Here is a 21,475-nt window from a genome sequence, read left to right on the forward strand (position 1 = left end):
GGGCCTAGGCCGGGATTATCCCGGGTGGGCTGAAGGGGGCCGCGAATGCGGGTTACCGGACGCAGAGGACGCGAAGATTTCGCAGAGAGCGCAAAAGGAAAACCAAAAAATGGTTTTGTATTACTTCTGCGTCCGGAAGTCCGATTTCAGCAGCGCCTCCCGTGTGACCAGCAAGACCTGGTCCTCGCCCGCCGAGGTTTCGAGCCAGACGACCTCGAGCTGCGGAAAGGCGGCCTCGAAGTAGTCGCGCTCGTTGCCGATTTCCAGCACCAGCACGGCGCGCTCGCTCATGCAGGAAGGCGCGCCGGCGAACAGCTGGCGCACGAAATCCATGCCGTCGGTGCCGCCGGCCAGTGCGAACTCGGGCTCGGCACGGTATTCGGCGGGCAGGGCGGCCATGCTGGCGCTGTTCACGTAGGGTGGGTTGCACAGCACGAGGTCGTACGGGCCGGGCGTGTTCGCCAGGCCGTCCGATTCGATGAGCGTGACGCGCGCGTCCAACTCGTGGCGGGTGACGTTGATGGCCGCCACTTCGAGGGCCTCGGCCGACAGGTCGGCCGCATCCACAGTCACGTCCGGATAGGTCAGCGCCGCGAGCACCGCGAGGCTGCCATTGCCAGTGCACAGGTCGAGCACGCGCCGCGTGTGCTCGCCGAGCCAGTAGTCGATGGAACCGTCGGCGATCAGCTCGGCGATGAAGCTGCGCGGCACGATGGCGCGCTCGTCCACGTAGAAGGGCACGCCCTGCAGCCACGCCTCTTTCGTGAGGTAGGCGGCGGGCTTGCGCGTGGCGATGCGTTCTTCGATCAGCGCGGTGACCTTGCCGGCTTCTGCGGGTGACACGGGCGTGTCGGCGACGCTGTCGAGGTCGTCCAGCGGCAGCTTCAGGCGCCACAGCACGAGCCAGGCGGCTTCGTCGAAGGCGTTGGCGGTACCGTGGCCAAAAGCCACGCCGGCTTCCTCGAGCCGCTTGGCGCCCGACTCGATCAGCTCGATGACGGTGCTCATGCCGCGAGTGCAGCATCGAGCTGCTTCAGCGTGCGCAGGTAGATGTTCTTCAGCGTCTCGATCTCGGCCACGTCGATGTGCTCGTCGATCTTGTGGATGCTGGCGTTCACCGGGCCGAGTTCGACTACCTGCCTGCAGATTTTGGCGATGAAGCGCGCGTCGCTGGTGCCGCCGCTCGTCGACAGCTCGGTTTCGATGCCGGTCTCTGCGCGGATCGCGCCCTGCACGGCCGCGACCAGTTCGCCGGGCGTCGTCAGGAAGGGCAGTCCGCCGACGGTCCAGGCCAGCGTGTAGTCGATGCCGTGCGCGTCGAGCACGGCGTGCACGCGCTGCTGCAGCGATTCGGGCGTCGATTCGGTCGAGAAACGGAAGTTGAAGTCGATCACTGCGCTGCCCGGAATCACGTTGCTTGCGCCGGTGCCCGAATGGAAATTGCTGATCTGCCAGCTGGTGGGCTGGAAGTAGGGGTTGCTCGCGGTGTCCCAGCCGCCCGCGGTGTTGATGGCCACCAGTTCGGCCAGCGCGGGCGCCACCGAATGCACGGGGTTCTTCGCCAGGTGCGGGTAGGCGATGTGGCCCTGCACACCCTTGACGGTGAGCTTGCCGCTCATGGTGCCGCGGCGGCCGTTCTTGATCATGTCGCCGCAGCGCTCCACCGCCGTGGGCTCGCCGACGATGCAGTAGTCGATGACTTCGCCGCGCGCGGCCAGCGCGTTGCAGACGATGACAGTGCCGTCGACGCCGGGGCCTTCCTCATCGCTGGTGAGCAGCAACGCGAGCGTGAGCTGCGGGTCGGGCACGGCCTGCAGGAATTCCTCGATCGAGGTCACGAAGGCGGCCACCGAGGTCTTCATGTCGCAGGCGCCACGGCCATAGAGCTTGCCGTCGCGATGCGTGGGGGTGAAAGGGTGGCTGGTCCATTGCTCGACAGGGCCGGTGGGCACCACATCGGTGTGGCCGGCGAACACCAGCGTTTTGGTCGCAGCCGCGTTGGTGGGACGGCGCACCGCCCAGAGGTTGGTCACCCGAAAGTCGGCCGGGCCGCTCTCGATGGTTTCCAGCGTGAAGCCCAGTGGCGCCAGCCGCTCGCCGAGGATCTGTTGGCAGCCCGCATCGTCGGGGGTGACGGAGGGGCGCGAGATGAGTTGTTCGGCGAGCTGGAGCGTACGGGACATCGGGAAAAGGCTTGGTTCAGAACTTCACGTCGAGCGTGATGTCGGTGAAGGTGGGTTCGTCGACCTGGTCGGTCAGATTGCGGTCATCCACCTGCTGCTTGGGCGCGGCGCGGTTCTGCAGGCGCCACATCAGGTTGGTGGGCGAATCGGCGTGCGACAGGCCTTCCTCGCGGGTCACGCGCTCTTCGGTGATGAGGCGGGCGATGTCTTCCTCGAAGGTCTGCGAGCCTTCGGCCATCGACTTTTCCATGGCTTCCTTGACGCCCGAGAAGTCGCCCTTTTCGATCAGCTCGGCCACCAGCGCGGTGTTGAGCATGACTTCGAGCGCCGGCACGCGGCCGCCGGTCGGCGTGCGCAGCAGGCGCTGCGACACGATGGCGCGCAGCGCGCCGCCCAGGTCGCCCAGGAGCGTGGGCCGAACTTCGACCGGGAAGAAGCTCAGGATGCGGTTCAGCGCGCGGTAGCTGTTGTTGGCGTGCAGCGTGGCCACGCACAGGTGGCCCGACTGCGCGTAGGCGATGGCGGCGGTCATGGTGTCGCGGTCGCGGATTTCGCCGATCTGGATCACGTCGGGCGCCTGGCGCAGCGCGTTCTTCAGCGCCATCTGCAGCGAGGTGGTGTCGCTGCCCACGTCGCGCTGGTTCACCACCGATTTCTTGTTGGTGTAGGTGAACTCGATGGGTTCCTCCACCGTCAGGATGTGGCCGCTGGCGTGCTCGTTGCGGTAGTCGAGCATCGAGGCCAGCGTGGTGGTCTTGCCGGCGCCGGTGGCGCCCACCATCAGGATCAGTCCGCGCTTGTCCATGATGAGCGTTTTGAGGATGTCGGGCAGGTTCAGGTCGGCAAAGCTCGGAATCGTCGAGGCGATGTGCCGCACCACCACCGCGTAGGTGCCACGCTGGCGCATGGCGCTGATGCGGTAGTTGCCGGCGCCTTCGAGGGCGACGGCCATGTTGAGTTCGCCCGTGCTTTCCAGCTCCTGGATGCGGGCGGGGGGTACCACTTCGGACAGCAGCGCGAGCGGCGCGGTAGCCGGCAGCACTTGCGCGTTGATCGGCACGCAGATGCCGTTGATGCGGATCAGCACCGGGGAGTGGGCCGAGAGGTAGATGTCGGAGGCCTTGCGCTCGGCCATCAAACGAAGAATCCGCTCCATCATGTTCATCGGTCTCTCTCCTCGGGTGCTGTTGTTTTCTCTAAGGGGGAAAGGGATTGGTCCTGGGACCGTTCAGTCGCGCAGCAGGTCGTTCAGCGAGGTCGTGGAACGCGTCTTGGCGTCGACCTTCTTCACGATGATGGCGGCATACATGCTGTAGCGGCCGTTGTCCTTGGGCAGGCTGCCGGCCACGACGACCGAGCCCGCGGGCACGCGGCCGAAGTGGGTTTCGCCGGTGGCGCGGTCGTAGATCGGGGTGCTCTGGCCGATGAACACGCCCATCGACAGCACCGAGTTTTCTTCGACCACCACGCCTTCGACCACTTCGGAGCGCGCGCCGATGAAGCAGTTGTCTTCGATGATGGTGGGGCCGGCCTGCAGCGGCTCGAGCACGCCGCCGATGCCGACGCCGCCCGACAGGTGCACGTTGGCGCCGATCTGCGCGCACGAACCCACGGTGGCCCAGGTGTCGACCATGGTGCCTTCGCCCACGTAGGCGCCGATGTTCACGTACGAGGGCATCAGGATCGCGCCCTTGGCGATGTAGCTGCCGCGGCGGGCCACGGCCGGGGGCACGATGCGAACGCCCGACTCCTTCAGCTCGTTGGCCGACAGGTGCGAGAACTTGGTCGGCACCTTGTCGTAGAAGCCGAGCGAGCCGGCCTGCATCTGCTCGTTGTCCTTCAGGCGGAACGACAGCAGCACGGCCTTCTTGATCCACTGGTGCACGGTCCACTTGCCGACGCTTTCACGGGTGGCCACGCGCAGCTTGCCGTTGTTGAGTTCGGTGATGACGTGCTCGACGGCATCGCGCACTTCGGCCGACGAGGCGGAGGGCGAGATGTTGGCGCGGTCTTCCCACGCGGCGTCGATGATTTGTTGCAGTTGCTGGGTCATGGAGAAGGTCTCGGGTGAAAAATGGGAGCGGGAAAGCGGATCAGCGGCGGGCGTCCGTGCCCTCGTTGCAGAAGCGGACGATGCGTCCGGCAGCCTCGACGCACTCGGCCGTTCCGGCCACCAGCGCCATGCGGATGCGGCCCCGGCCGGGGTTGTAGCTGTGCGCCCCGTATGTCGTATGGCGCGCCAGATAGCTGCCCGGCAAAACCGTCACATTGTATTGAGCGTAGAGCGCGCGGGCGAAGGCTTCGTCGTCGCCAGCCCACACTTCGGGCACGCCGGCCCAGAGGTAGAAACTGGCGTCGGGCAGGCGCACGTCGAGCACGGGTTCGAGCAGCGGCGTGACGGCAGCGAACTTGGCGCGGTACTGCGCGCGGTTATCGACCACATGGGACTCGTCACCCCAGGCCGCGATGCTGGCGGCGGCCACGGTGCCGCTCATGGCGCTGCCGTGGTAGGTGCGGTAGAGCAAGAACTTCTTGATGATGGACGCGTCGCCCGCCACGAAGCCGCTGCGCAGGCCGGGCACGTTGCTGCGCTTGGACAGCGAGGTCAGTGCGATCAGGTTCCTGAAGTCGGGCCGGCCGAGCTTCACCGAGGCTTCGAGGCCGCTGAGCGGGGGCTCGTCGCGGAAGTAGATTTCGCTGTAGCACTCGTCGGCGGCGATCACGAAGCCGTGGCGGTCGGACAGTGCGAAGAGTTTCTTCCACTCGTCCAGCGACATCACGGCGCCCGTCGGGTTGCCCGGCGAGCAGACGAACACCAGTTGCGTACGGGCCCAGACGTCGTCGGGCACGCTGTCCCAGTCGACCGCGAAATTGCGCGCGGGCACGCTGGCCACGTAGTACGGCTCGGCGCCCGAGAGCAGGGCCGCGCCCTCGTAGATCTGATAGAACGGGTTGGGCGACATCACCACCGGCTGCGGCGAGGCGGTCGGGTCGACCACGGTCTGGGCCAGCGAGAACAGCGCCTCGCGCGAGCCGTTGACGGGCAGCACCTGCGTGGCCGGGTCGAGGGCGAGGCTGTAGCGGGTTTTCAGCCAGTCGGTGAAGGCGGTGCGCAGCGCAACGTCGCCGGCGGTAGCGGGGTAGGCGGCCAGCGCGCCGAGGCTCGCGCTCAAGGCGTCCTTGATGAAGCCCGGCGTGGCGTGCTTGGGTTCGCCGATGCCCAGGCTGATGGCGGAAAACTCGGGGTTGGGCGTGACGCCCGCGAACAGTTGCTTCAGCCGCTCGAAGGGATAGGGTTGCAACCGGGAAAGCAGGGGATTCATGCCCGGGATTATCGGTGACGGCTGTTACCGCTCCTGGCGAAGCGGCTACTGGCCGGCGACAGGCGTCGTCAGGCCGCGCCGCGCCGGTAGAAGGCGAGCGAGCCGGCCAGCGCCAGCAGCATGCCGCCGCAGGCGCGGTCGATCCAGCGCGTGGCCGATACGGTCAGCAGCCGGATCGCGCGGGCGCCGACGAAGGCGTAGGCCAGCATCACCGCCATGTCCAGGCCCGCGAAGATCAGGGCGATGACGAAGTATTGCGGCGCCTGCGCGGCCGAGGGATCGATGAACTGCGGCAACAGCGCCGAGCAGAAGATGTAGCCCTTGGGGTTGGTCACCGCCACGAGGAAGGACTTGAAGAAGATGCGCTTGCTCTCGCCCGCCGTGGTCGACGGCGCGCCGTCGGCGGCAGGCAGATGGAAGCCGCCGCCCCTGGAGCGCAGCATGCGCAGGCCGAGATACGCCAGGTACACCGCGCCGACCCACTTCAGCATCGAGAACCAGAACTCGGACGCGGCCAGCAGCGCGCCAAGGCCGAGGGCCACGGCGCCGACCAGCACGAAGTCCGACAGCACCGCGCCGAGCATGCCCGGCAAGGCTCGCCGTACGCCGTGGCGCGAGCCGTTGCTGAGCGCCAGCAAGACGGTAGGACCGGGCGTGGCGATGGCGGCGAAGGCCACGATGGCGAAGAGCAGGGCTGTGGCGAGCGTCATCGGGGCAGTCTCCTTCTCGGGGATTTCAGCAGTCGGTCAGATCTTCTTGACCAGCACCTGGCTCTTGCGGTCCCAGTTGTACTTGCGCTTGCGCGCCTCGGGCAGCCAGTCGGGGTTGACCTGCTGGAAGCCGCGCTTGAGGAACCAGTGCATGGTGCGCGTGGTGAGCACGAAGATGCTGTCCAGGCCCATCGCCTTGGCGCGGTGTTCGACACGCTTGAGGATGCGTTCGCCGTCGCCCTGCGACTGCGATTGAGGCGACACCGTGAGCGCGGCCATCTCGGCGGTGCGCGCCTCGGGGTATGGGTAGAGTGCCGCGCAGCCGAAGATCACGCCGTCGTGCTCGATCACCGTATAGTGGCCCACGTCGCGCTCGATCTCGGTGCGGTCGCGCTTCACGAGCGTGCCGTCGCGCTCGAAGGGCTCGATCAGCTGGAGGATGCCGCCGATATCGTCCACCGAGGCTTCGCGCAGGCTCTCGAGCTTTTCGTCGATCACCATCGTGCCGACGCCATCGTGCACGTACACCTCGAGCAGCAGCGAGCCGTCGAGCGCGAAGGGCAGGATGTGGTTGCGCTCCACGCCGGCCTTGCAGGCCTTCACGCAGTGCTGCAGGTAGAAAGCCGTGTCAGTCGGCTTCTGCGGCGGTGGCAGCGAGGCGAGCAGTTTTTCCGCGGCATCCAGCGGCAGCTCGGTGTCGATCGGGTTGTCCTCGCTCTCGGGCAACTCGCTGTCGATGCGGATGCCCGGGATCTCGGTCAGGAAGATCAGCTTGTCGGCCTGGATCGAGATGGCGACGCTGGTGGCCACCTCTTCCATCGTCAGGTTGAAGGCCTCGCCCGTGGGCGAGAAGCCGAAGGGCGACATCAGCACCATCGCACCGAAATCGAGCGTGCGGCGGATGCCGGCCGAGTCGACCTTGCGCACCAGGCCCGAATGCTTGAAGTCCACCCCGTCGACAACGCCAACGGGTCGCGCGGTGATGAAGTTGCCCGAGATCACCCGCACCGTCGAGCCCGCCATCGGCGTGTTCGGCAGGCCCTGGCTGAAGGCGGCCTCGATCTCGTAGCGCAGCTGTCCCGCGGCTTCCTGCGCGGAGTCGAGCGCCACCTCGTCGGTGATGCGGATGCCGTGCGAGTACTTAGCTTCGTGGCCCTTGGCTGCGAGCTGCTCGTTGACCTGCGGACGGAAGCCGTGCACCAGCACGATCTTCACGCCCATGCTCTGGATCAGGGCCAGGTCCTGCGCGATGTTCTGCAGCTTGCCCGCCGCGATCGCCTCGCCCGCCAGGGCGACCACGAAAGTCTTGCCGCGGTGCGTGTGGATATAAGGCGCAACCGAGCGGAACCAGGGCACGAAGGTGAAGTTGAAAACGGTGGACATGGGGCGTGATTGTGCATTCATGGAGCGTCGTTTGCCTGACTCGGGCGATTCAGGCGATCGCCCGCAGCACGCGGGCCGCGCTGGCGGGGACGGCTGCCGCGGCGGCCTCTGGTTGCGCCGGGGGCAGCAGGTCGGCATGGCGGGCGCGGAAGCTCGCCAGCAGCGCCGCATAGGCGTCGGTCGGCTCTCCGGTGCGAGCGGTTGGCAGGCCGAGCATTGCCGCCAGTTCGGCCGGCGCGATGGAACCCTCGCGTATCAGCGCGTCGACCACCGCCACCAGCGCCGGCGTGTGCGCGTCGAGCAGCGCGAGGGCGCGCGCATGCTCCTGCGCGAGCAGGGCCTCGATCTCGGGGTTGGTGGCATCGACGTCGGTATTGCGGTTGTCCTCCGGGTCGTTCGCCACGTCGGTGCGGCTCAGGCGCGTGCCGAAGGCGAAGTGGCGCACGTACTGTGCCGCGCAGGCGGTGGCCTGCATGAAGTCCTGCACGGCGCCGGAGGTGCAGGCCTGCTCGCCGAACACCAGCTGCTCGGCGGCACGGCCCGCGAGGCTCACGCAGATGCGGTCGCGCAGGTTCTCCTTCGACCAGGCCTTGCGCTGCTCGTAGCTGTTGTAGCCGCCCTCGAACGAGGCGACGTTGATCTTGATCTCCTGCGGTGCGCGGCCGAACAGCAGGCCGTAGGCCACGCCGTGGCCGGCCTCGTGCACGGCGAGCAGGGCGCGGAAGTCCTCGCTCGAACGCTGCTTGAGGCGGTTCAGCTCCAGCGACACCGGGAACTGGCGGCGCACCTTGCGGTACTTGGCCTGGATGCAGGAGGCGCCCGCATCCAGCGTGAGCCACACCGGCTCGCCGCCGTCGGCGCCTTGCTCCAGCGCCCACAGCGCGGCATTGACCAGCGTGGCGCTCAGGATCGCGTGGATCGAAGAGAACAGCGGGCGCGTGCCCTGCGCCGGGAACACGGCGTTGAGGTAGATCTGCTCGTACACGCTCGCGTCGAGCACGAAGCGCACGCCGGAGCTCTCCTGGATCTCGCCCACGTAGCGGTCGCAGATCGACAGGATCAGGCGCACGTAGGTCGCACGGTTGAACGACGGGTAGATCACGTGGTTGTTGCCCAGGCGCGCGATCTGCTCGGGGCGGAAACGCTCGGCCAACGCCTTCTTCACGTCGATGACGGAGAGCTTCTTCGTCAGTGTGTGGAAGATGTCGGCGTCGGTGTCGCAGTCCTCGACGCGGCGGGCCGTCTCGGCGTACATCTCGTCGAGATTGCCCGAGACGAACACCAGCAGCTTGCTGTAGTCGGTCTCCCAGTCTTGCTGCGCGTCGCGGAAGGCGCGCAGGCGCGCGTGCACCTCGGCGGGCTTCCAGGCCATGATCTGCAGCAGGGTCTCGGAGAGCTTCAGGCAGCGCTTCACTTCGCGCGCCTCCCAGGGCGAGAGGTGCAGCTTGCGCTTCTTGTCGTCCTTCTTCCTGTCGGCCGGGCCGTCGCGGTCCTGCACGTACTCGGCCTGCGCGAGCGACGATTCGATCTCGCCCAGCATCGACAGCGCGGGCGGCAGGCGGCCGTCGGACAGCAGCGCCCACACATCCTGGTAGCGCTCGACCTTGGCCTCGTTGCCGTTGCCATCGACGGTGCGGAAGCGCTGGAACTCGTCGAGCACCAGGATGCCGGGCGTGCTTTCGGCAATGCCCGATTCGGCCAGCATGGCCGAGATGGAGCCGCGGCTGTGATAGCCCGAGCCGTGGCTGAAGCCGTCCATCTGCACTTCGATGAAGCGGTCGTAGAAGCCCAGGTGCTGGGCCAGGCGGCGCACGAGCTGTGTCTTGCCGGTGCCGGTCAAGCCCCAGAGGCAGATGACCACGGGGCGGCTGATGAGCTGCGGCAGCACGTACCAGGCGCGCAGCGAATCGATCACGCGGTCGATGATGTCATCGATGCCGAAGAGTTCGGCCTTCAGCGCCTCGGCGACGGTCTGCAGATGGCGCGTGCGTTCGGACAGCTCGGCGTGCAGGCGGGAATGGATGTCTTTGGACATGGTGTTTTTCTTTTTTATCGAACAGGTACGGAAAAGCGGCCGCTCCTTCGCACGAAGGAGTCGGCAGTCAGACGCTGTGGGAGCGGTTGCGGCGCTTCTGTGCTCGAAGCGCGCGGGAGCGCGGCTTCAGGCCGGGCGAGGCAACTTGGCCCGTCCATGCGCGGTGGGCGCACGGCTTGCGCAGCGACGGCGCAAGGTGGTGGGGGCAAGGCAGGACATGGACGCGATCGTAGCGAGAGGGTATGGTCGAGTAAAGACTATTTACACGACGTGTTGCCATGGAGTGGCGCACTGTGGGTGCCCTGCAACAACCGCCGTGCGCACCGATAATCGACGGTTTGCCCGCCGCGCCAGCCCGACGACTGCCTTCCCTTGACGACCACGACACCTCTTCGCATCGAATTTCCCGAATCGCTCCCTGTCTCGGGCAGGCGCGACGAAATCATGGCCGCCATCTCGGCGCACCAGGTCGTTATCGTCTGCGGCGAAACGGGCTCGGGCAAGACCACGCAGCTGCCCAAGATCGCGTTGGCGCTGGGTCGAGGCAAGCTCAACGCCGAGCCAGGCAAGGGCCGGCTCATCGGCCACACGCAGCCGCGCCGCATTGCTGCGAGCTCGGTCGCCAAGCGCATCGCCGAAGAGTTGAAGACGCCGCTGGGCGACGTGGTCGGCTTCAAGGTGCGCTTTCAGGACCGGTTGAGCCGCGACGCCTCGGTCAAGCTGATGACCGACGGCATCCTGCTGGCCGAGACGCAGACCGACCCGCTGCTGAAGGCCTACGACACGCTGATCATCGACGAGGCCCACGAGCGCTCGCTGAACATCGACTTCCTGCTGGGCTACCTGCGCGAGATTCTTCCGCGCCGGCCCGACCTGAAGGTGATCGTCACCTCGGCCACCATCGATGCCGACCGCTTCGCGCAGCACTTCGCGTCCAGGAACGGGCCGGCGCCGATCATTTATGTCTCCGGCCGTACTTTCCCGGTGGAGCAGCGCTACCGCCCGTTCGAGGAGTCGCGCGAGCACGACCTGAACGATGCGATCGCCGATGGTGTCGACGAACTCTGGCGCGACCCGCACAACGCCGGCGACATCCTTGTTTTCCTGCCCGGCGAGCGCGAGATCCGTGAAGCGGCCGACCACCTGCGCCGCCACCTGAGCCACCAGCCGCTGCTGCGCAACGCCGAGGTGCTGCCGCTGTTCGCGCGCCTGTCGGGTCCCGAGCAGGACCGCATATTCGACGGCCACACGGGCCGGCGCATCGTGCTGGCCACCAACGTGGCCGAGACCTCGCTCACCGTGCCGGGCATCCGCTACGTGATCGACACCGGCACGGCGCGCGTCAAGCGCTACAGCTTCCGCAGCAAGGTCGAGCAGTTGCTGGTCGAGCCGATCAGCCAGGCCGCGGCCAACCAGCGAGCGGGCCGGTGCGGGCGGGTGGCGAACGGCATCTGCATCCGGCTCTACGACGAAAAGGATTTCGAAGGCAGGGCGCGCTTCACCGATCCGGAAATCCTGCGTTCCTCGCTCGCGGGCGTGATCCTGCGAATGAAGTCGCTGCGGCTGGGCGACGTGGCGCGCTTTCCGTTCCTCGAGGCACCATCGCCGCGCGCGATTGCCGATGGCTACCAACTGCTCAACGAACTCGGCGCGGTCGACGACGCCAACGAACTGACGCAAACCGGTGCCGAGCTGTCGCGGCTGCCGCTCGACCCGCGCGTCGGCCGGATGATCCTGGAAGCCCGATCGCGCGGCGCGCTCGAAGAAGTCCTGGTCATCGCCTCGGCCCTCAGCGTGCAGGACGTGCGCGACCGCCCGATGGACGCACAGCAGCAGGCCGACCAGGCGCATTCGAAATTCGACGACGAGAAGAGCGAGTTCAGCGGCTACCTGCGGTTGTGGAAGTGGATCGCCGACGCGCGCGGCGGCCACGGAGACACGCACAAGCTCAGCAACCGCCAGTACGAGCAGCTGCTGCGCCAGAATTTCATCAACATCCGCCGTGTGCGCGAGTGGCGCGACATCCACTCGCAGCTGCTCACAGTCGTGACCGAGCACAAGTGGCGCCTCAACGCCGAGCCCGCTGGCTATGAGCCGCTGCATCTGTCGATGCTCGCGGGCCTGCTCGGCAACATTGGCTGGAAGCTCGAAGATGACGAGGCGTATCTCGGCGCGCGCGGCATCAAGTTCTACAAGCACCCGGGTGCGCATCTGAAGAAGAAGCCCGGCCGCTGGATCGTTGCGGCCGAACTGGTCGAGACCACGCGGCTCTTCGGGCGCGGCATCGCCAACATCGAGCCACAGTGGCTCGAACAGGTGGCGGGGCATCTGCTGAAGAAGCAATTGCTCGACCCGCACTGGGAGAAGAAGGGCGCGCAGGTGTCGGCGCTGGAGCGCGCGACGTTGTACGGGCTTGTCGTATACAGCGGGCGCCGCGTCGACTTCACCAAGGTCGATCCGGTCGCGGCGCGCGAAATCTTCATCCGCGAGGCGTTGGTCGGTGGGCAATGGGAGAGCAAGTTCCCGTTCCTCACGGCCAACCGCAAGCTGGTGCGCGAGGTCGAAGGGCTGGAGCACAAGTCGCGCCGGCAGGACGTGCTGGTCGACGACGAACTGATCTTCGCCTTCTACGACGCGCAGTTGCCCGCCGACGTGGCCAGCGGCATCACCTTCGAGAACTGGTACCGCCATGCCTCGAAGGAGCAGCCACGTCTCTTGTTCCTGACGCGCGATGAACTGATGCGCCACCAGGCGGCTGGCATCACGACGCAGTCTTTTCCGGCCACGCTGCGGCTGGGCGGCGTCGATTGTGCTGCGACCTACCTGCACGAGCCCGGCGACGCGAAGGACGGCCTCACCGTCAGCGTGCCGCTGTTCGTGCTCAACCAGGTGAGCGAGGAACGCTGCGAGTGGCTGGTGACGGGCATGCTCAAGGACAAGATCCAGGCGCTGCTCAAGAGCCTGCCGCAGCGCCCGCGCTCGCGGCTGGTGCCGCTGCCCGAGTCGGCTTCGAAGCTGGCGGAAGAACTCTCGCTGCCCGAGCTGTTCGGCACGGGCTCGCTGACCGACGTGCTGCTCAAGCGCGTGCGCGACATGACCAGCATCGACGTGAAGCGCGCCGACTTCAAGCTCGACATGCTGCCGCCGCACCTGTTCATGAACCTGCGCGTGATCGACGAGCACGGGCGGCAGCTGGGCATGGGGCGCAACCTTGGTGCGCTGAAGGCCGAACTCGGTGCGCAGGCGCGCGGCGCGTTCCAGGCGCTCGCGGGGCTGAATGTGAAGGCGTCGCCGGAGAAGAAGACGGCGACGGACGAAGGCTCGAAGGCGCCCGCGAAGGCGGCCGACGCGCCTGCACCCGCCGCGCTACCCGCCGGCCAGCGCTACACGGGCTGGACTTTCGGCGAGCTGCCCGAACTGATGGAAGTGCGCCGCGGCTCGCAATCGCTGATCGGTTTTCCGGCGCTGCGCGACGAGGGGGACGCCGTGACCATCGAGGTGTTCGACGAGCCTGCCGTGGCGGCCGCCAAGCACCGGGCCGGCCTGCGCCGCCTGTTCGCACTGCAGCTGAAGGATGCACTCAAGTACCTCGAGAAGAACATCCCCGATCTGCAGAAGATGTCGGTCGCGTTCATGCCGCTCGGCACCTCCGAGGAGTTGCGCACGCAGATCATCGATGTGGCGATCGACCGCGCCTTCCTTCAGGAGCCGCTGCCGACCGACGAGTTCGCGTTCAAGCGCCGGCTGGAAGAGGGGCGCGGCCGCCTCACGCTGATTGCGAACGAGGTGGGCCGGCTGGCGTCGGCCATCCTCGTCGAATACGCGGCGGCCGCGCGCAAGATCAAGGACACGAAGATCCAGCCCGATGCCGTGCAGGATGCCGCGCAGCAGCTGCAGCGTCTCGTCGGCAAGCGTTTCATCGCCGATGCACCGTGGACGCAGTTGCAGCACTTCGCGCGCTACCTCAAGGCCATCGTGCTGCGGCTCGACAAGCTGCGCGCGGACCCCGCGCGCGACGCCGCGAAGCTCGCCGAGCTCAAGCCTCAGGAGCAGCGCTACTGGCGCCTGGTGGCGGAGCGCAAGGGCGTGGTGGATGAGCGCATGCTCGAATTCCGCTGGCTGCTCGAGGAGCTTCGCGTGAGCTTCTTCGCACAGGAGTTGCGCACGCCGCAGCCGGTGAGCGTGAAGCGGCTCGACAAGGCGTGGGCTCAGCTGCAGGCATGAAAAAGCCCGCCGAAAGGGGCGGGCTCTTCGCCGAAGGCGGCACAAGGTGCCGCCGCCCGGTCATATGCGCCCCATGAGCACGAGGATGACAACGATCACAAGCACGAGGCCGAGGCCACCGCTGGGCCCGTAGCCCCAGGACCGGCTATAGCCCCAGCTTGGAAGCGCGCCGATCAGCAGCAGGATCAGGACGATCAGCAGAATGAACGAGAGGGACATGGTTTGCTCCTGGGACGTTGTTTCAACGAACCCCGATGCTGGTCATCCTCGCGGTGGCGCGGCGCCGGAGAGCCACCCCTTCGGTGGTCAGGACAGTCCTACCGCGCGCGTCGGCGTTTTGCCCGGTGTATCTGCAAGCGACGGAAGGGGCGTCCTCAGAGCCTGGCGAGCCGCTCCAGCGCGGCGAGCAGCGTCTCGTCTTTCTTGGCGAAGCAGAAGCGCACCACGCGCTGGTCGAAGCCGTTGCCATAGAAGGCCGACAGCGGGATTGCCGCCACGCCGATCTCGCGCGTGAGCCACAGGCAGAACTCGGCTTCGGACAGGTCGCTCACCGCCGAGATGTCGACGCACTGGAAATAGCTGCCTTCGCTGCGCAGCAGCTTGAAGCGCGTCTTCTCGGCCAGGCCGGCGGCGAACAGGTCGCGCTTGCGCTGGTAGAAGGCAGGCAGCTCGAGGTACGGCTTCGGCTCGGCCATGTACTGCGCGAGCGCGTGCTGCATCGGCGTGTTCACGGTGAACACGTTGAACTGATGCACCTTGCGGAACTCGGCCATCAGCGGAGCCGGCGCAGCCACGAAGCCGACCTTCCAGCCGGTGACGTGGTAGGTCTTGCCGAAGCTGCTGACGATGAAGCTGCGCGCGGCCAGGCCCGGGAAGCGCGCCACGCTTTCGTGGCGCGCGCCGTCGTAGACCATGTGCTCGTAGACCTCGTCGCTGATTACGAACACGTCGGTCGGCGCGAGCAGTTCCTCGAGCTGGCGCATCTCGGCGGCGGTCCAGATCGTGGCGCTCGGGTTGTGCGGCGTGTTGATGATGATGGCGCGCGTGCGCGGCGTGAGCGCGGCGGCGATCTTGTCGAAGTCGGGGCGGAAGGTGCCGGGCACGAGCGGCACGCGCACCACGCTGCCGCCGGCCAGATCGATGTTGGGCACGTAGCTGTCGTAACAGGGCTCGAGCACGATCACCTCGTCGCCCGGGCGCACCACGGCGAGGATGGCCGTGATGATGGCCTGCGTGGCGCCGGCGGTGACGGTGATCTCGGTGGCCGCGCTGTAGCCGTGGCCGTACAGCGCCGAGATCTTCGCGGCGATGGCGTCGCGCAGCGCCGGAATGCCGGGCATCGGCGGGTACTGGTTGTGGCCCGCGGCCATGGCGGCCGTCACGTCTTCGAGCAGCTTCGGATCGCAGTTGAAATCCGGAAAGCCCTGGCCGAGGTTGACCGCATTCTTCTCGGCGGCCAGCGCCGACATCACGGTGAAGATGGTGGTGCCTATAGCCGGCAGCTTGGTGGCGATGTCGGGCGTGCGTGGGGATTGAGCTGTGCTCATAGTTCGTAGTCTTGTTGATGGCCGCTCAGGGCCTTGGCGATCAGGTTGCGGTCGAGGCGGTCGGACAGCAGTTCGGCGAACTTGAAGACGAAGTTGCGCAGGTAGGCGCTGCGCTTGAACGCGACCCGCGCGATATTCTGGCCGAACACGTGGCCCATCGGGCGCACCACGAGGTCGGCGTTCGATTCGTCGCGCACGGCCATCTCGGCCACGATGCCCACGCCCAGCCCGAGGCGCACGTAGGTCTTGATCACGTCGGAGTCGATGGCTTCGAGCGCGATGCGCGGCGTGAGCTTCTTCTGCGCGAACGCATGGTCGATGCGCGTGCGTCCGGTGAACGACGGGTGATACGTGATGATCGGCTCGCTCGCCAGGTCTTCGAGCGAGATGCGCTCCTTGGCGGCCAGTGGATGGTCCTTGGGCAGCACCAGCACGTGCTGCCATTCATAGCAGGGCAGGGTCACGAGCTCGGCGTAGCCGTCGAGCGATTCGGTGGCGATGCCGATCTCGGCGATCTCGTCGATCACCATGCGCGCCACCTGGTCGGGCGAGCCCTGGTGCAGGCTCACGTTGACCTTGGGGTACGCCTCGCGCAGATTGGCCACGGGCACCGGCAGTACGTAGCGCGCCTGGGTGTGGGTGGTGGCGATGGAGAGGGTGCCGCTGTCCTGCGCGCTGAACTGTTCGCCGATGCGCTTGAGGTTGCCCACCTCGCGCATGATGAGTTCGATGCTCGCGATGACGTGCTGGCCCGGCTCGGTCACGCGCTTCAGTCGTTTGCCATGGCGCGCGAAGATTTCAACGCCCAGTTCTTCCTCGAGCTCGATGATGGCCTTGGAAACGCCGGGCTGCGAGGTGTGGAGCGCCTTGGCCGCCTCCGTGAGATTCAGGTTGCGCCGCACGGCTTCCTGAACAAACTTGAACTGGTGCAGATTCATATCAAATTCCGTCTTATTACGGAATTTATTATGCCTTCGGAATCTATCGAAATTGCCGGATGTTCAGGATTTGACCGCAATTCTGGCCAGGAGATCGACCAGTTCGGGCTCCTCGCCAACGATGCGGGCGAGCGAGAAGCCAACGTCGGGCCAGCGCTGGCGCAGCGCCTCGAGCTGGTGCGGCAGGTCTTCGCGTGCGTGCTTGCCCATGCCGAGGAACAGCGGAACCACGCGGATGGCGGTGGCGCCGCCGGCAATCAGCGCCGCTGTCGCCGTGGGCAGGTCGGGTGTTGCCAGTTCCATGTAGGCGCAGGCCACGCGGGCGCGGGGCTCGTTCCTGCACACGCGCTCGGCCACGGCTTCGATGGGCTGGCGCCAGCGTTCGTCGCGCGAACCGTGCGCCAGTAAAACGATGCCCTGGGTCATCGTCGCAGCACCAGCCAGCTGAAGGCCGTCAACGACATCACCGAATAGATCATTCCCGGCGCCGCCGCCGTGAGCCATGGCGACCAGTTGCTCAGGTTGCCGAGATAGCCGAACACGTTGTTCAGCAGGAAGAAGCTGATGCCGATCATCACGCCGCCGAACACGTAGGTGGTGATGCCGGCCTGGCGGAAGTGCAGATAGGCGAAGGGCAGGGCGAGCACCACCATCACCAGGCACGAGAGCGGATAGAACACCTTGCGCCAGAACTCGATCTCGTAGCGCTGCGCGGTCTGGCCGTTGGCGTCGAGGTGGCGGATGTAGTCGAACAGGTCGATCGTGCCCATGCGGTCGGGGCGCAGGAGCGCGACCGACACCATTTCGGCGGTCAGCGTGGTGGGCCAGTTCAGCTGCGGAATCTTGGTCGTGGCAATGCGGGCCTGGTCGGCCGAGCTGCGCGTGTCGTACTTCTGCTCTTCGACGTCGGTGAGCATCCAGTGCCCGTTGTCGATGCGGGCCGAGCTCGCGACGATCTGGGTGCTGATGTAGCCGTTGTCATCGAACTCGAAGATGCGCGGGCTCTTCAGCGTGCCCTTGCGGTCGATCGACAGCACGTTCACTGCGAACGACACATTGCCCCGTTTTTCCTTGAGCCAGGCGCCCGTGTTGCCGGCCAGGGAATAGACGCCCTGGTATTTGGCCTTGAGCAGCTGGCCCGTGCGCTCCGACGCCGGTGCGACATAGTCGCCGATGGCAAAGGTCAGCATGACGAAACCGATGCCCAGCAGCAGCAGGGTGCGCAGCGCACGCCAGGGCCCCAGGCCGCTGGTGCGCAGGATCGTGTATTCGGAGCTCTGCGCCAGCCGGGCCATCACGAAGATGGAGCCGATCAGCACCGTGATCGGCAGCAGTTCGTAGAGGTGGCTCGGAATCAGCAGCGTCACGTAGACCAGCGCCTGCGCCGGCCCGTAGTTGAGGCTGTCCGGCTTGCCGATGGATTGCAGTTCATCGACGAAGTCGAAGAAGAAAAAGAGGCTCAGAAAGCCGAGCGTCACGAACGCCACGGCCTTCAGCACCTCCACGTAGATCAGGCGTCTTATCGTTTTCACGTGGGTTCGATCTTGGGTGTAGGCAGCGCGGCGGCGGACGGACGTGGCTTGCCCGGCCGTCCCCAGTTGTTCTGGCGTATGCCGAGCCATGCCAGGTTGATCAGCAGCACGCCGCCATGCAGCAGCACCATGAAGCCACCCAGGCTGTATTTGCCTGAACTGATCCAGCTCTGCCCCAGGTTGAGCATGTTGTAGTAGACGACGAAAGCGAACAGCGCCAGCAGCAGGTTGCCGCTGCGGCCGACGCGCGGGTTGGCGCTCGACACATTCAGCGCCAGCAGCACGAAGTTGACGGCCGTCAGCAGCATCCCGATGCGCCAGGCCAGCTCGCCGCGGCTCGGGTCGCTCGGATCGGTCAGAAGGGACAGCGTGTTGCGCGCGCGCGGCGGCGTTGCGTCGTTGGTCAGGCCGTTGTTGCCGCCAGCCCGGGTGCCGTAGGTCTTGAATTCGCTGATCTTCAGGCCGGTCTGGGCAATGGGCTGCTCGAGCCGCTGTCCGTTGTTGAGCAAAAGGTAGCGCGAATTGCCGATGTTCTCGATGCTGCCGCTGCGCGCCGAGGTCGTGATCTGCATGTTGCGCTCGATCGACCAGATGAAGACGTTGGTGGCCTTGGAGTTGTCCGCCGTCTCCTTGTCGATGAAGAACACGCGCACCCGGCCTGCGGATTCGCGGAACTCACCCGGCGCCACGCGCTCGATGTCGCTGCGCTGCTCGTACTGCTTGCGCATGCCGATGGTCTGCGAATTGGCCCACGGCCAGCCCACCAGCGCCATCACCGCGATCAGGATCAGCACTGGCCAGGCGAAGCGGAACAGCGGCTTGACGAAGTCGATCAGGCCGCGCCCACTGGAAAACCAGATCACCATCTCGCTGTCGCGGTACATGCGCGAGAGGGTGCCGACGATGGCGATGAACAGGCTCAGGCTCAGGATGGTCGGCATGTAGCCGAGCACCGTGTAAGTCATCACCAGGAACACCTCCTGCGGGTTCACACTGCCCTTGGACGCGAGCCCCAGGGTGCGGATGAGCATCATGGTCATCACGATGGTGACCAGGACCACGAGGGTTGCTCCGAAGCTGCGGGACAGCTCCTTGCGTAGGGAAGAATGGAATAACATCGTTCGAGGAAAAAAAGGATTATGGACTTTCAACTCAAGACCCTCACCGTTGCCCAGGCTGCAGCCGAGAAATCCGACGTCCTCATCGTGCTCGTGGGCAGCGCTCCGCTCACCTCCAAAGACCCGTTGTCGGTGCTCGCCGCCAGTGCCCGCAAGGCCGGCGACCTGCCCGACAAGGCTGGCAAGCAGCTGGGGCTCTACCGTCCGGAAGACGTGGTCGCGTCCCGCGTGGTGCTCGCCGCCATCGGCGACGGCAAGCCCGCCTCGGTGCGCAGCGGGGTGATCGCGGCGGTCAACGCGGTCAAGGCCCAGGGGCCCAAGCGCGTGGCCATCGTGTTTGCGCAACCCGCCGACGGCGCGGCGGTAGCGAGCGCCGTCACGGCGGCGGCCGACGCCAGCTATGTCTATACGACCACCAAGTCGAAGGCCGAGCCCCGCAGCATCCGCCAGCTGATCGTCGGCGTGGCCGATGCCGCCGTCGTCACCGGCGCCTTCGACACCGCCCGCGCCACTGTCCAGGGCATCGAACTGGCCAAGGAATGGGGCAACCGGCCGGCCAACCATGCCACGCCCACGATGCTGGCCGAGGTCGCCAAGGGGCTGGCCAAGCTGCCGAACATCAAGTGCGAAGTGCTGGGCCCGAAAGAAGTCGAGAAGCTCGGCATGGGTGCCTTCGCGGCCGTGGCTCAAGGTTCGGCGGAGCCGCTGCGCTTCATCGTGCTGCGCTACCACGGTGCGCCCAAGGACGAGGCGCCCGTGGTGCTTGTCGGCAAGGGCATCACCTTCGATACCGGCGGTGTCTCGCTCAAGCCCGCGGCCGAAATGGACGAAATGAAGTTCGACATGTGCGGCGCGGCAAGTGTGCTCGGCACCTTCCGCGCGCTCGGCGACCTCCAGCCCGCCATCAACGTCGTCGGCCTCATTCCCTCGTGCGAGAACATGAACGACGGTCGCGCCGTGAAGCCGGGCGACGTGGTGACGAGCATGAGCGGCCAGACCATCGAGGTGCTCAACACCGATGCCGAGGGCCGGCTCATCCTTTGCGACGCATTGACCTACGCCAAGCGCTTCGATCCGGCGGCCGTGATCGACATAGCGACCCTGACGGGCGCCTGCGTGGTGGCCCTGGGCGGCGTGCGCAGCGGTCTGTTCACCAGCGACGAAACGCTGGCCGCAGCGATCGAAGCTGCCGGCGAGGCCTCGCAGGACCGCTGCTGGCGCCTGCCACTGGACGACGACTATGCCGAAGGCCTCAAGAGCAACTTTGCCGACGTGGCCAACATTGCCGGCCGCGCCGGCGGCGCCATCACCGCCGCCAAGTTCCTGCAGCGCTTTGCCGGCGACTTCGCCTGGGCGCACCTGGACATCGCGGGCACCGCCTGGAAGAGCGGTGCGGTCAAGGGCTCGACCGGCCGGCCGGTGGGCCTGCTGGTGTCGTACCTGACGACCCGCGCAAACGGCGGCGACGGATCGGGCAAGGCCAGCAAAACCAAAACCCCCGCAGCTCCGGCCAAAAAGGCCAGGTCGGCGAAGTGACGGAAATCGGCTTTCACTACAACGCGCCCGACAAGCTGAACTACGCCTGCCGGCTGGTTCGCAAGGCCGTGAATGCACGCGGCCTGCGCGTGGTGGTCGTCGGCGATGCGCTTGCGCTCGAAGCCATGGACGCCGCGCTCTGGCAGCTGTCACCGGTGGACTTCGTCGCGCACTGCCGCGGCGATGCGCCGGCCCATGTGGTCGCGCGTTCGCCCGTCGTTCTTTCGGCGGAGGGTGCCGACGCGGCCTCGCTGCCGCACCGCGAAATGCTGGTGAATCTCGGACTCGAAGTGCCTGCAGGCTTCGAGCGCTATGAACGCATGATCGACATCGTGAGCGACGAGGCCAACGATCGCCAGGTCGGCCGTTCGCGCTGGCGCCACTATGCCGATCGTGGCTACACCATCCAGCCACACGATTTCGCAAAGAGTTCCTGACATGGCCAGCACGCTGCGCACACCGCCCCGGTTCGTTCCCACGCTGACCACGGTGCTCGAGGTTCCGGCGGAGCCCGCGAGTCCCGAGCCGCAGGCCGCGGCCGCGCTCCAACCCGACCCGGCGAGCGTCATGGCATTGCCGCCGGCCGTGCAGCTTTCGCAGGCGGAAATCGTCAGCCTCGAAGAGCAGTTGCTGCACCGCGTGTTGCAGCGCGTCGACCTGTCTCTGGAAGAGCGTTTGAGCGACACCGTGTCAGCTGCCGTTCAGCATCAGCTCGACGCGATGGTGCCGCGTTTGCGCAATGAAATCGAAGCTGTTCTGCGTGCGCTGGTGATCGAGGCAATGGCCGCGGAACTCAGCGAAAACACAGGGTCTACGCCAGCTTCCGGCGCCTGAATCCTCGGCTAAACTGCGCCGCAGGTCGGAAGGGCGTGAGGGTGCCGCTGGTCCGCGGCGCGAAACTTGCGAGGTCTGTGCGCCCGGATCACACGACCGGTTTTTTATTCTT

At 66.4% G+C, this 21,475-nt stretch carries 18 protein-coding genes; 4 read left to right on the forward strand and 14 right to left on the reverse strand.

Going from position 1 to position 21,475, the window contains the following annotated elements; all coding sequences use genetic code 11:
• Window positions 1-120: 120 nt before the first annotated feature.
• From prmB to ACCD11_RS00515, 8 genes are all read right to left on the reverse strand, one after another.
• The gene (gene prmB / locus ACCD11_RS00480) at window positions 121-1,008 is read right to left on the reverse strand and encodes a 50S ribosomal protein L3 N(5)-glutamine methyltransferase (protein WP_413311663.1); all 888 of its coding nucleotides are present in this window, start codon (window positions 1,006-1,008) and stop codon (window positions 121-123) included.
• Window positions 1,005-2,183, reverse strand: coding sequence for a succinyl-diaminopimelate desuccinylase (gene dapE / locus ACCD11_RS00485; protein ID WP_413311665.1), 1,179 nt, complete (start codon window positions 2,181-2,183; stop codon window positions 1,005-1,007). The genes prmB and dapE overlap by 4 nt, the downstream gene beginning before the upstream one ends.
• Window positions 2,184-2,199: 16 nt before the next feature.
• Window positions 2,200-3,348, reverse strand: a complete 1,149-nt coding sequence (locus ACCD11_RS00490) for a PilT/PilU family type 4a pilus ATPase (protein ID WP_413311666.1) — start codon at window positions 3,346-3,348, stop codon at window positions 2,200-2,202.
• 63 nt (window positions 3,349-3,411) lie between these two features.
• Window positions 3,412-4,236 carry a 2,3,4,5-tetrahydropyridine-2,6-dicarboxylate N-succinyltransferase gene (gene dapD / locus ACCD11_RS00495; RefSeq protein ID WP_007832310.1) on the reverse strand — a complete coding sequence of 275 codons (825 nt, stop codon included), beginning with the start codon at window positions 4,234-4,236 and terminating at the stop codon, window positions 3,412-3,414.
• 40 nt (window positions 4,237-4,276) lie between these two features.
• Window positions 4,277-5,506, reverse strand: coding sequence for a succinyldiaminopimelate transaminase (gene dapC, locus ACCD11_RS00500; RefSeq protein ID WP_413311668.1), 1,230 nt, complete (start codon window positions 5,504-5,506; stop codon window positions 4,277-4,279).
• Window positions 5,507-5,574: 68 nt separating this feature from the next.
• Window positions 5,575-6,216, reverse strand: coding sequence for a LysE family translocator (locus tag ACCD11_RS00505; RefSeq protein ID WP_413311670.1), 642 nt, complete (start codon window positions 6,214-6,216; stop codon window positions 5,575-5,577).
• Window positions 6,217-6,252: 36 nt separating this feature from the next.
• Window positions 6,253-7,599 (reverse strand): amino-acid N-acetyltransferase, encoded by a 1,347-nt coding sequence (gene argA / locus ACCD11_RS00510; RefSeq protein WP_007832305.1) that lies wholly within the window; start codon window positions 7,597-7,599, stop codon window positions 6,253-6,255.
• A 49-nt stretch (window positions 7,600-7,648) separates the two neighbouring features.
• Window positions 7,649-9,634, reverse strand: coding sequence for an AAA family ATPase (locus ACCD11_RS00515; RefSeq protein ID WP_413311672.1), 1,986 nt, complete (start codon window positions 9,632-9,634; stop codon window positions 7,649-7,651).
• Window positions 9,635-10,078: 444 nt separating this feature from the next.
• Here ACCD11_RS00515 and hrpA point away from each other — a divergent pair, with 444 nt between their 5' ends.
• Window positions 10,079-13,858, forward strand: a complete 3,780-nt coding sequence (hrpA, locus tag ACCD11_RS00520; RefSeq protein ID WP_413311995.1) for an ATP-dependent RNA helicase HrpA — start codon at window positions 10,079-10,081, stop codon at window positions 13,856-13,858.
• A gap of 60 nt (window positions 13,859-13,918) precedes the next feature.
• On the opposite strand, the gene ACCD11_RS00525 is transcribed toward hrpA, so the two are convergent.
• The 6 genes from ACCD11_RS00525 to lptF form a co-directional block, all read right to left on the reverse strand.
• A complete protein-coding gene (locus tag ACCD11_RS00525; protein WP_082572211.1) occupies window positions 13,919-14,077 on the reverse strand; it encodes a DUF3309 family protein in 159 nt (52 codons plus the stop codon).
• Window positions 14,078-14,232: 155 nt separating this feature from the next.
• On the reverse strand, window positions 14,233-15,405 hold the full coding sequence (locus tag ACCD11_RS00530; RefSeq protein ID WP_413311674.1) for a pyridoxal phosphate-dependent aminotransferase: 1,173 nt from the start codon (window positions 15,403-15,405) through the stop codon (window positions 14,233-14,235).
• Window positions 15,402-16,343, reverse strand: a complete 942-nt coding sequence (locus ACCD11_RS00535) for a CysB family HTH-type transcriptional regulator (RefSeq protein WP_007832298.1) — start codon at window positions 16,341-16,343, stop codon at window positions 15,402-15,404. The genes ACCD11_RS00530 and ACCD11_RS00535 overlap by 4 nt, the downstream gene beginning before the upstream one ends.
• A gap of 63 nt (window positions 16,344-16,406) precedes the next feature.
• Window positions 16,407-16,769 (reverse strand): sirohydrochlorin chelatase, encoded by a 363-nt coding sequence (locus ACCD11_RS00540; protein ID WP_007832296.1) that lies wholly within the window; start codon window positions 16,767-16,769, stop codon window positions 16,407-16,409.
• Window positions 16,766-17,875 (reverse strand): LPS export ABC transporter permease LptG, encoded by a 1,110-nt coding sequence (gene lptG / locus ACCD11_RS00545; RefSeq protein WP_007832294.1) that lies wholly within the window; start codon window positions 17,873-17,875, stop codon window positions 16,766-16,768. The genes ACCD11_RS00540 and lptG overlap by 4 nt, the downstream gene beginning before the upstream one ends.
• Window positions 17,872-18,993: an LPS export ABC transporter permease LptF gene (lptF, locus tag ACCD11_RS00550; RefSeq protein ID WP_007832293.1), complete on the reverse strand. Its 1,122-nt coding sequence runs from the start codon at window positions 18,991-18,993 to the stop codon at window positions 17,872-17,874. Before lptF ends, lptG begins: the two co-directional genes overlap by 4 nt.
• Window positions 18,994-19,014: 21 nt before the next feature.
• Here lptF and ACCD11_RS00555 point away from each other — a divergent pair, with 21 nt between their 5' ends.
• The 3 genes from ACCD11_RS00555 to ACCD11_RS00565 are packed head-to-tail and all read left to right on the forward strand — an operon-like array spanning window position 19,015 to window position 21,363.
• Window positions 19,015-20,529, forward strand: coding sequence for a leucyl aminopeptidase (locus tag ACCD11_RS00555; RefSeq protein WP_413311675.1), 1,515 nt, complete (start codon window positions 19,015-19,017; stop codon window positions 20,527-20,529).
• Entirely contained in the window at window positions 20,526-20,966 is a 441-nt protein-coding gene (locus tag ACCD11_RS00560) for a DNA polymerase III subunit chi (protein WP_413311677.1), read from the forward strand. Before ACCD11_RS00555 ends, ACCD11_RS00560 begins: the two co-directional genes overlap by 4 nt.
• Before the next feature lies 1 nt (window position 20,967).
• The gene (locus ACCD11_RS00565; protein ID WP_007832288.1) at window positions 20,968-21,363 is read left to right on the forward strand and encodes a hypothetical protein; all 396 of its coding nucleotides are present in this window, start codon (window positions 20,968-20,970) and stop codon (window positions 21,361-21,363) included.
• Window positions 21,364-21,475 lie beyond the last annotated feature (112 nt).

The sequence above is a fragment of the Variovorax sp. Varisp36 genome, from assembly GCF_047304235.1.
Taxonomy (GTDB): domain Bacteria; phylum Pseudomonadota; class Gammaproteobacteria; order Burkholderiales; family Burkholderiaceae_C; genus Variovorax.

Bases quoted from the DNA above. Each gene is read 5' to 3' on its own strand.
- ACCD11_RS00515 (WP_413311672.1), bottom strand. From the start codon at position 9,634: ATGTCCAAAGACATCCATTCCCGCCTGCACGCCGAGCTGTCCGAACGC.
- ACCD11_RS00490 (WP_413311666.1), bottom strand. From the start codon at position 3,348: ATGAACATGATGGAGCGGATTCTTCGTTTGATGGCCGAGCGCAAGGCC.
- ACCD11_RS00555 (WP_413311675.1), top strand. From the start codon at position 19,015: ATGGACTTTCAACTCAAGACCCTCACCGTTGCCCAGGCTGCAGCCGAG.
- argA (WP_007832305.1), bottom strand. From the start codon at position 7,599: ATGTCCACCGTTTTCAACTTCACCTTCGTGCCCTGGTTCCGCTCGGTT.
- ACCD11_RS00505 (WP_413311670.1), bottom strand. From the start codon at position 6,216: ATGACGCTCGCCACAGCCCTGCTCTTCGCCATCGTGGCCTTCGCCGCC.
- lptF (WP_007832293.1), bottom strand. From the start codon at position 18,993: ATGTTATTCCATTCTTCCCTACGCAAGGAGCTGTCCCGCAGCTTCGGA.
- ACCD11_RS00525 (WP_082572211.1), bottom strand. From the start codon at position 14,077: ATGTCCCTCTCGTTCATTCTGCTGATCGTCCTGATCCTGCTGCTGATC.
- dapC (WP_413311668.1), bottom strand. From the start codon at position 5,506: ATGAATCCCCTGCTTTCCCGGTTGCAACCCTATCCCTTCGAGCGGCTG.
- ACCD11_RS00565 (WP_007832288.1), top strand. From the start codon at position 20,968: ATGGCCAGCACGCTGCGCACACCGCCCCGGTTCGTTCCCACGCTGACC.
- ACCD11_RS00535 (WP_007832298.1), bottom strand. From the start codon at position 16,343: ATGAATCTGCACCAGTTCAAGTTTGTTCAGGAAGCCGTGCGGCGCAAC.
- ACCD11_RS00540 (WP_007832296.1), bottom strand. From the start codon at position 16,769: ATGACCCAGGGCATCGTTTTACTGGCGCACGGTTCGCGCGACGAACGC.
- prmB (WP_413311663.1), bottom strand. From the start codon at position 1,008: ATGAGCACCGTCATCGAGCTGATCGAGTCGGGCGCCAAGCGGCTCGAG.
- hrpA (WP_413311995.1), top strand. From the start codon at position 10,079: ATGGCCGCCATCTCGGCGCACCAGGTCGTTATCGTCTGCGGCGAAACG.
- dapD (WP_007832310.1), bottom strand. From the start codon at position 4,236: ATGACCCAGCAACTGCAACAAATCATCGACGCCGCGTGGGAAGACCGC.
- dapE (WP_413311665.1), bottom strand. From the start codon at position 2,183: ATGTCCCGTACGCTCCAGCTCGCCGAACAACTCATCTCGCGCCCCTCC.
- ACCD11_RS00530 (WP_413311674.1), bottom strand. From the start codon at position 15,405: ATGAGCACAGCTCAATCCCCACGCACGCCCGACATCGCCACCAAGCTG.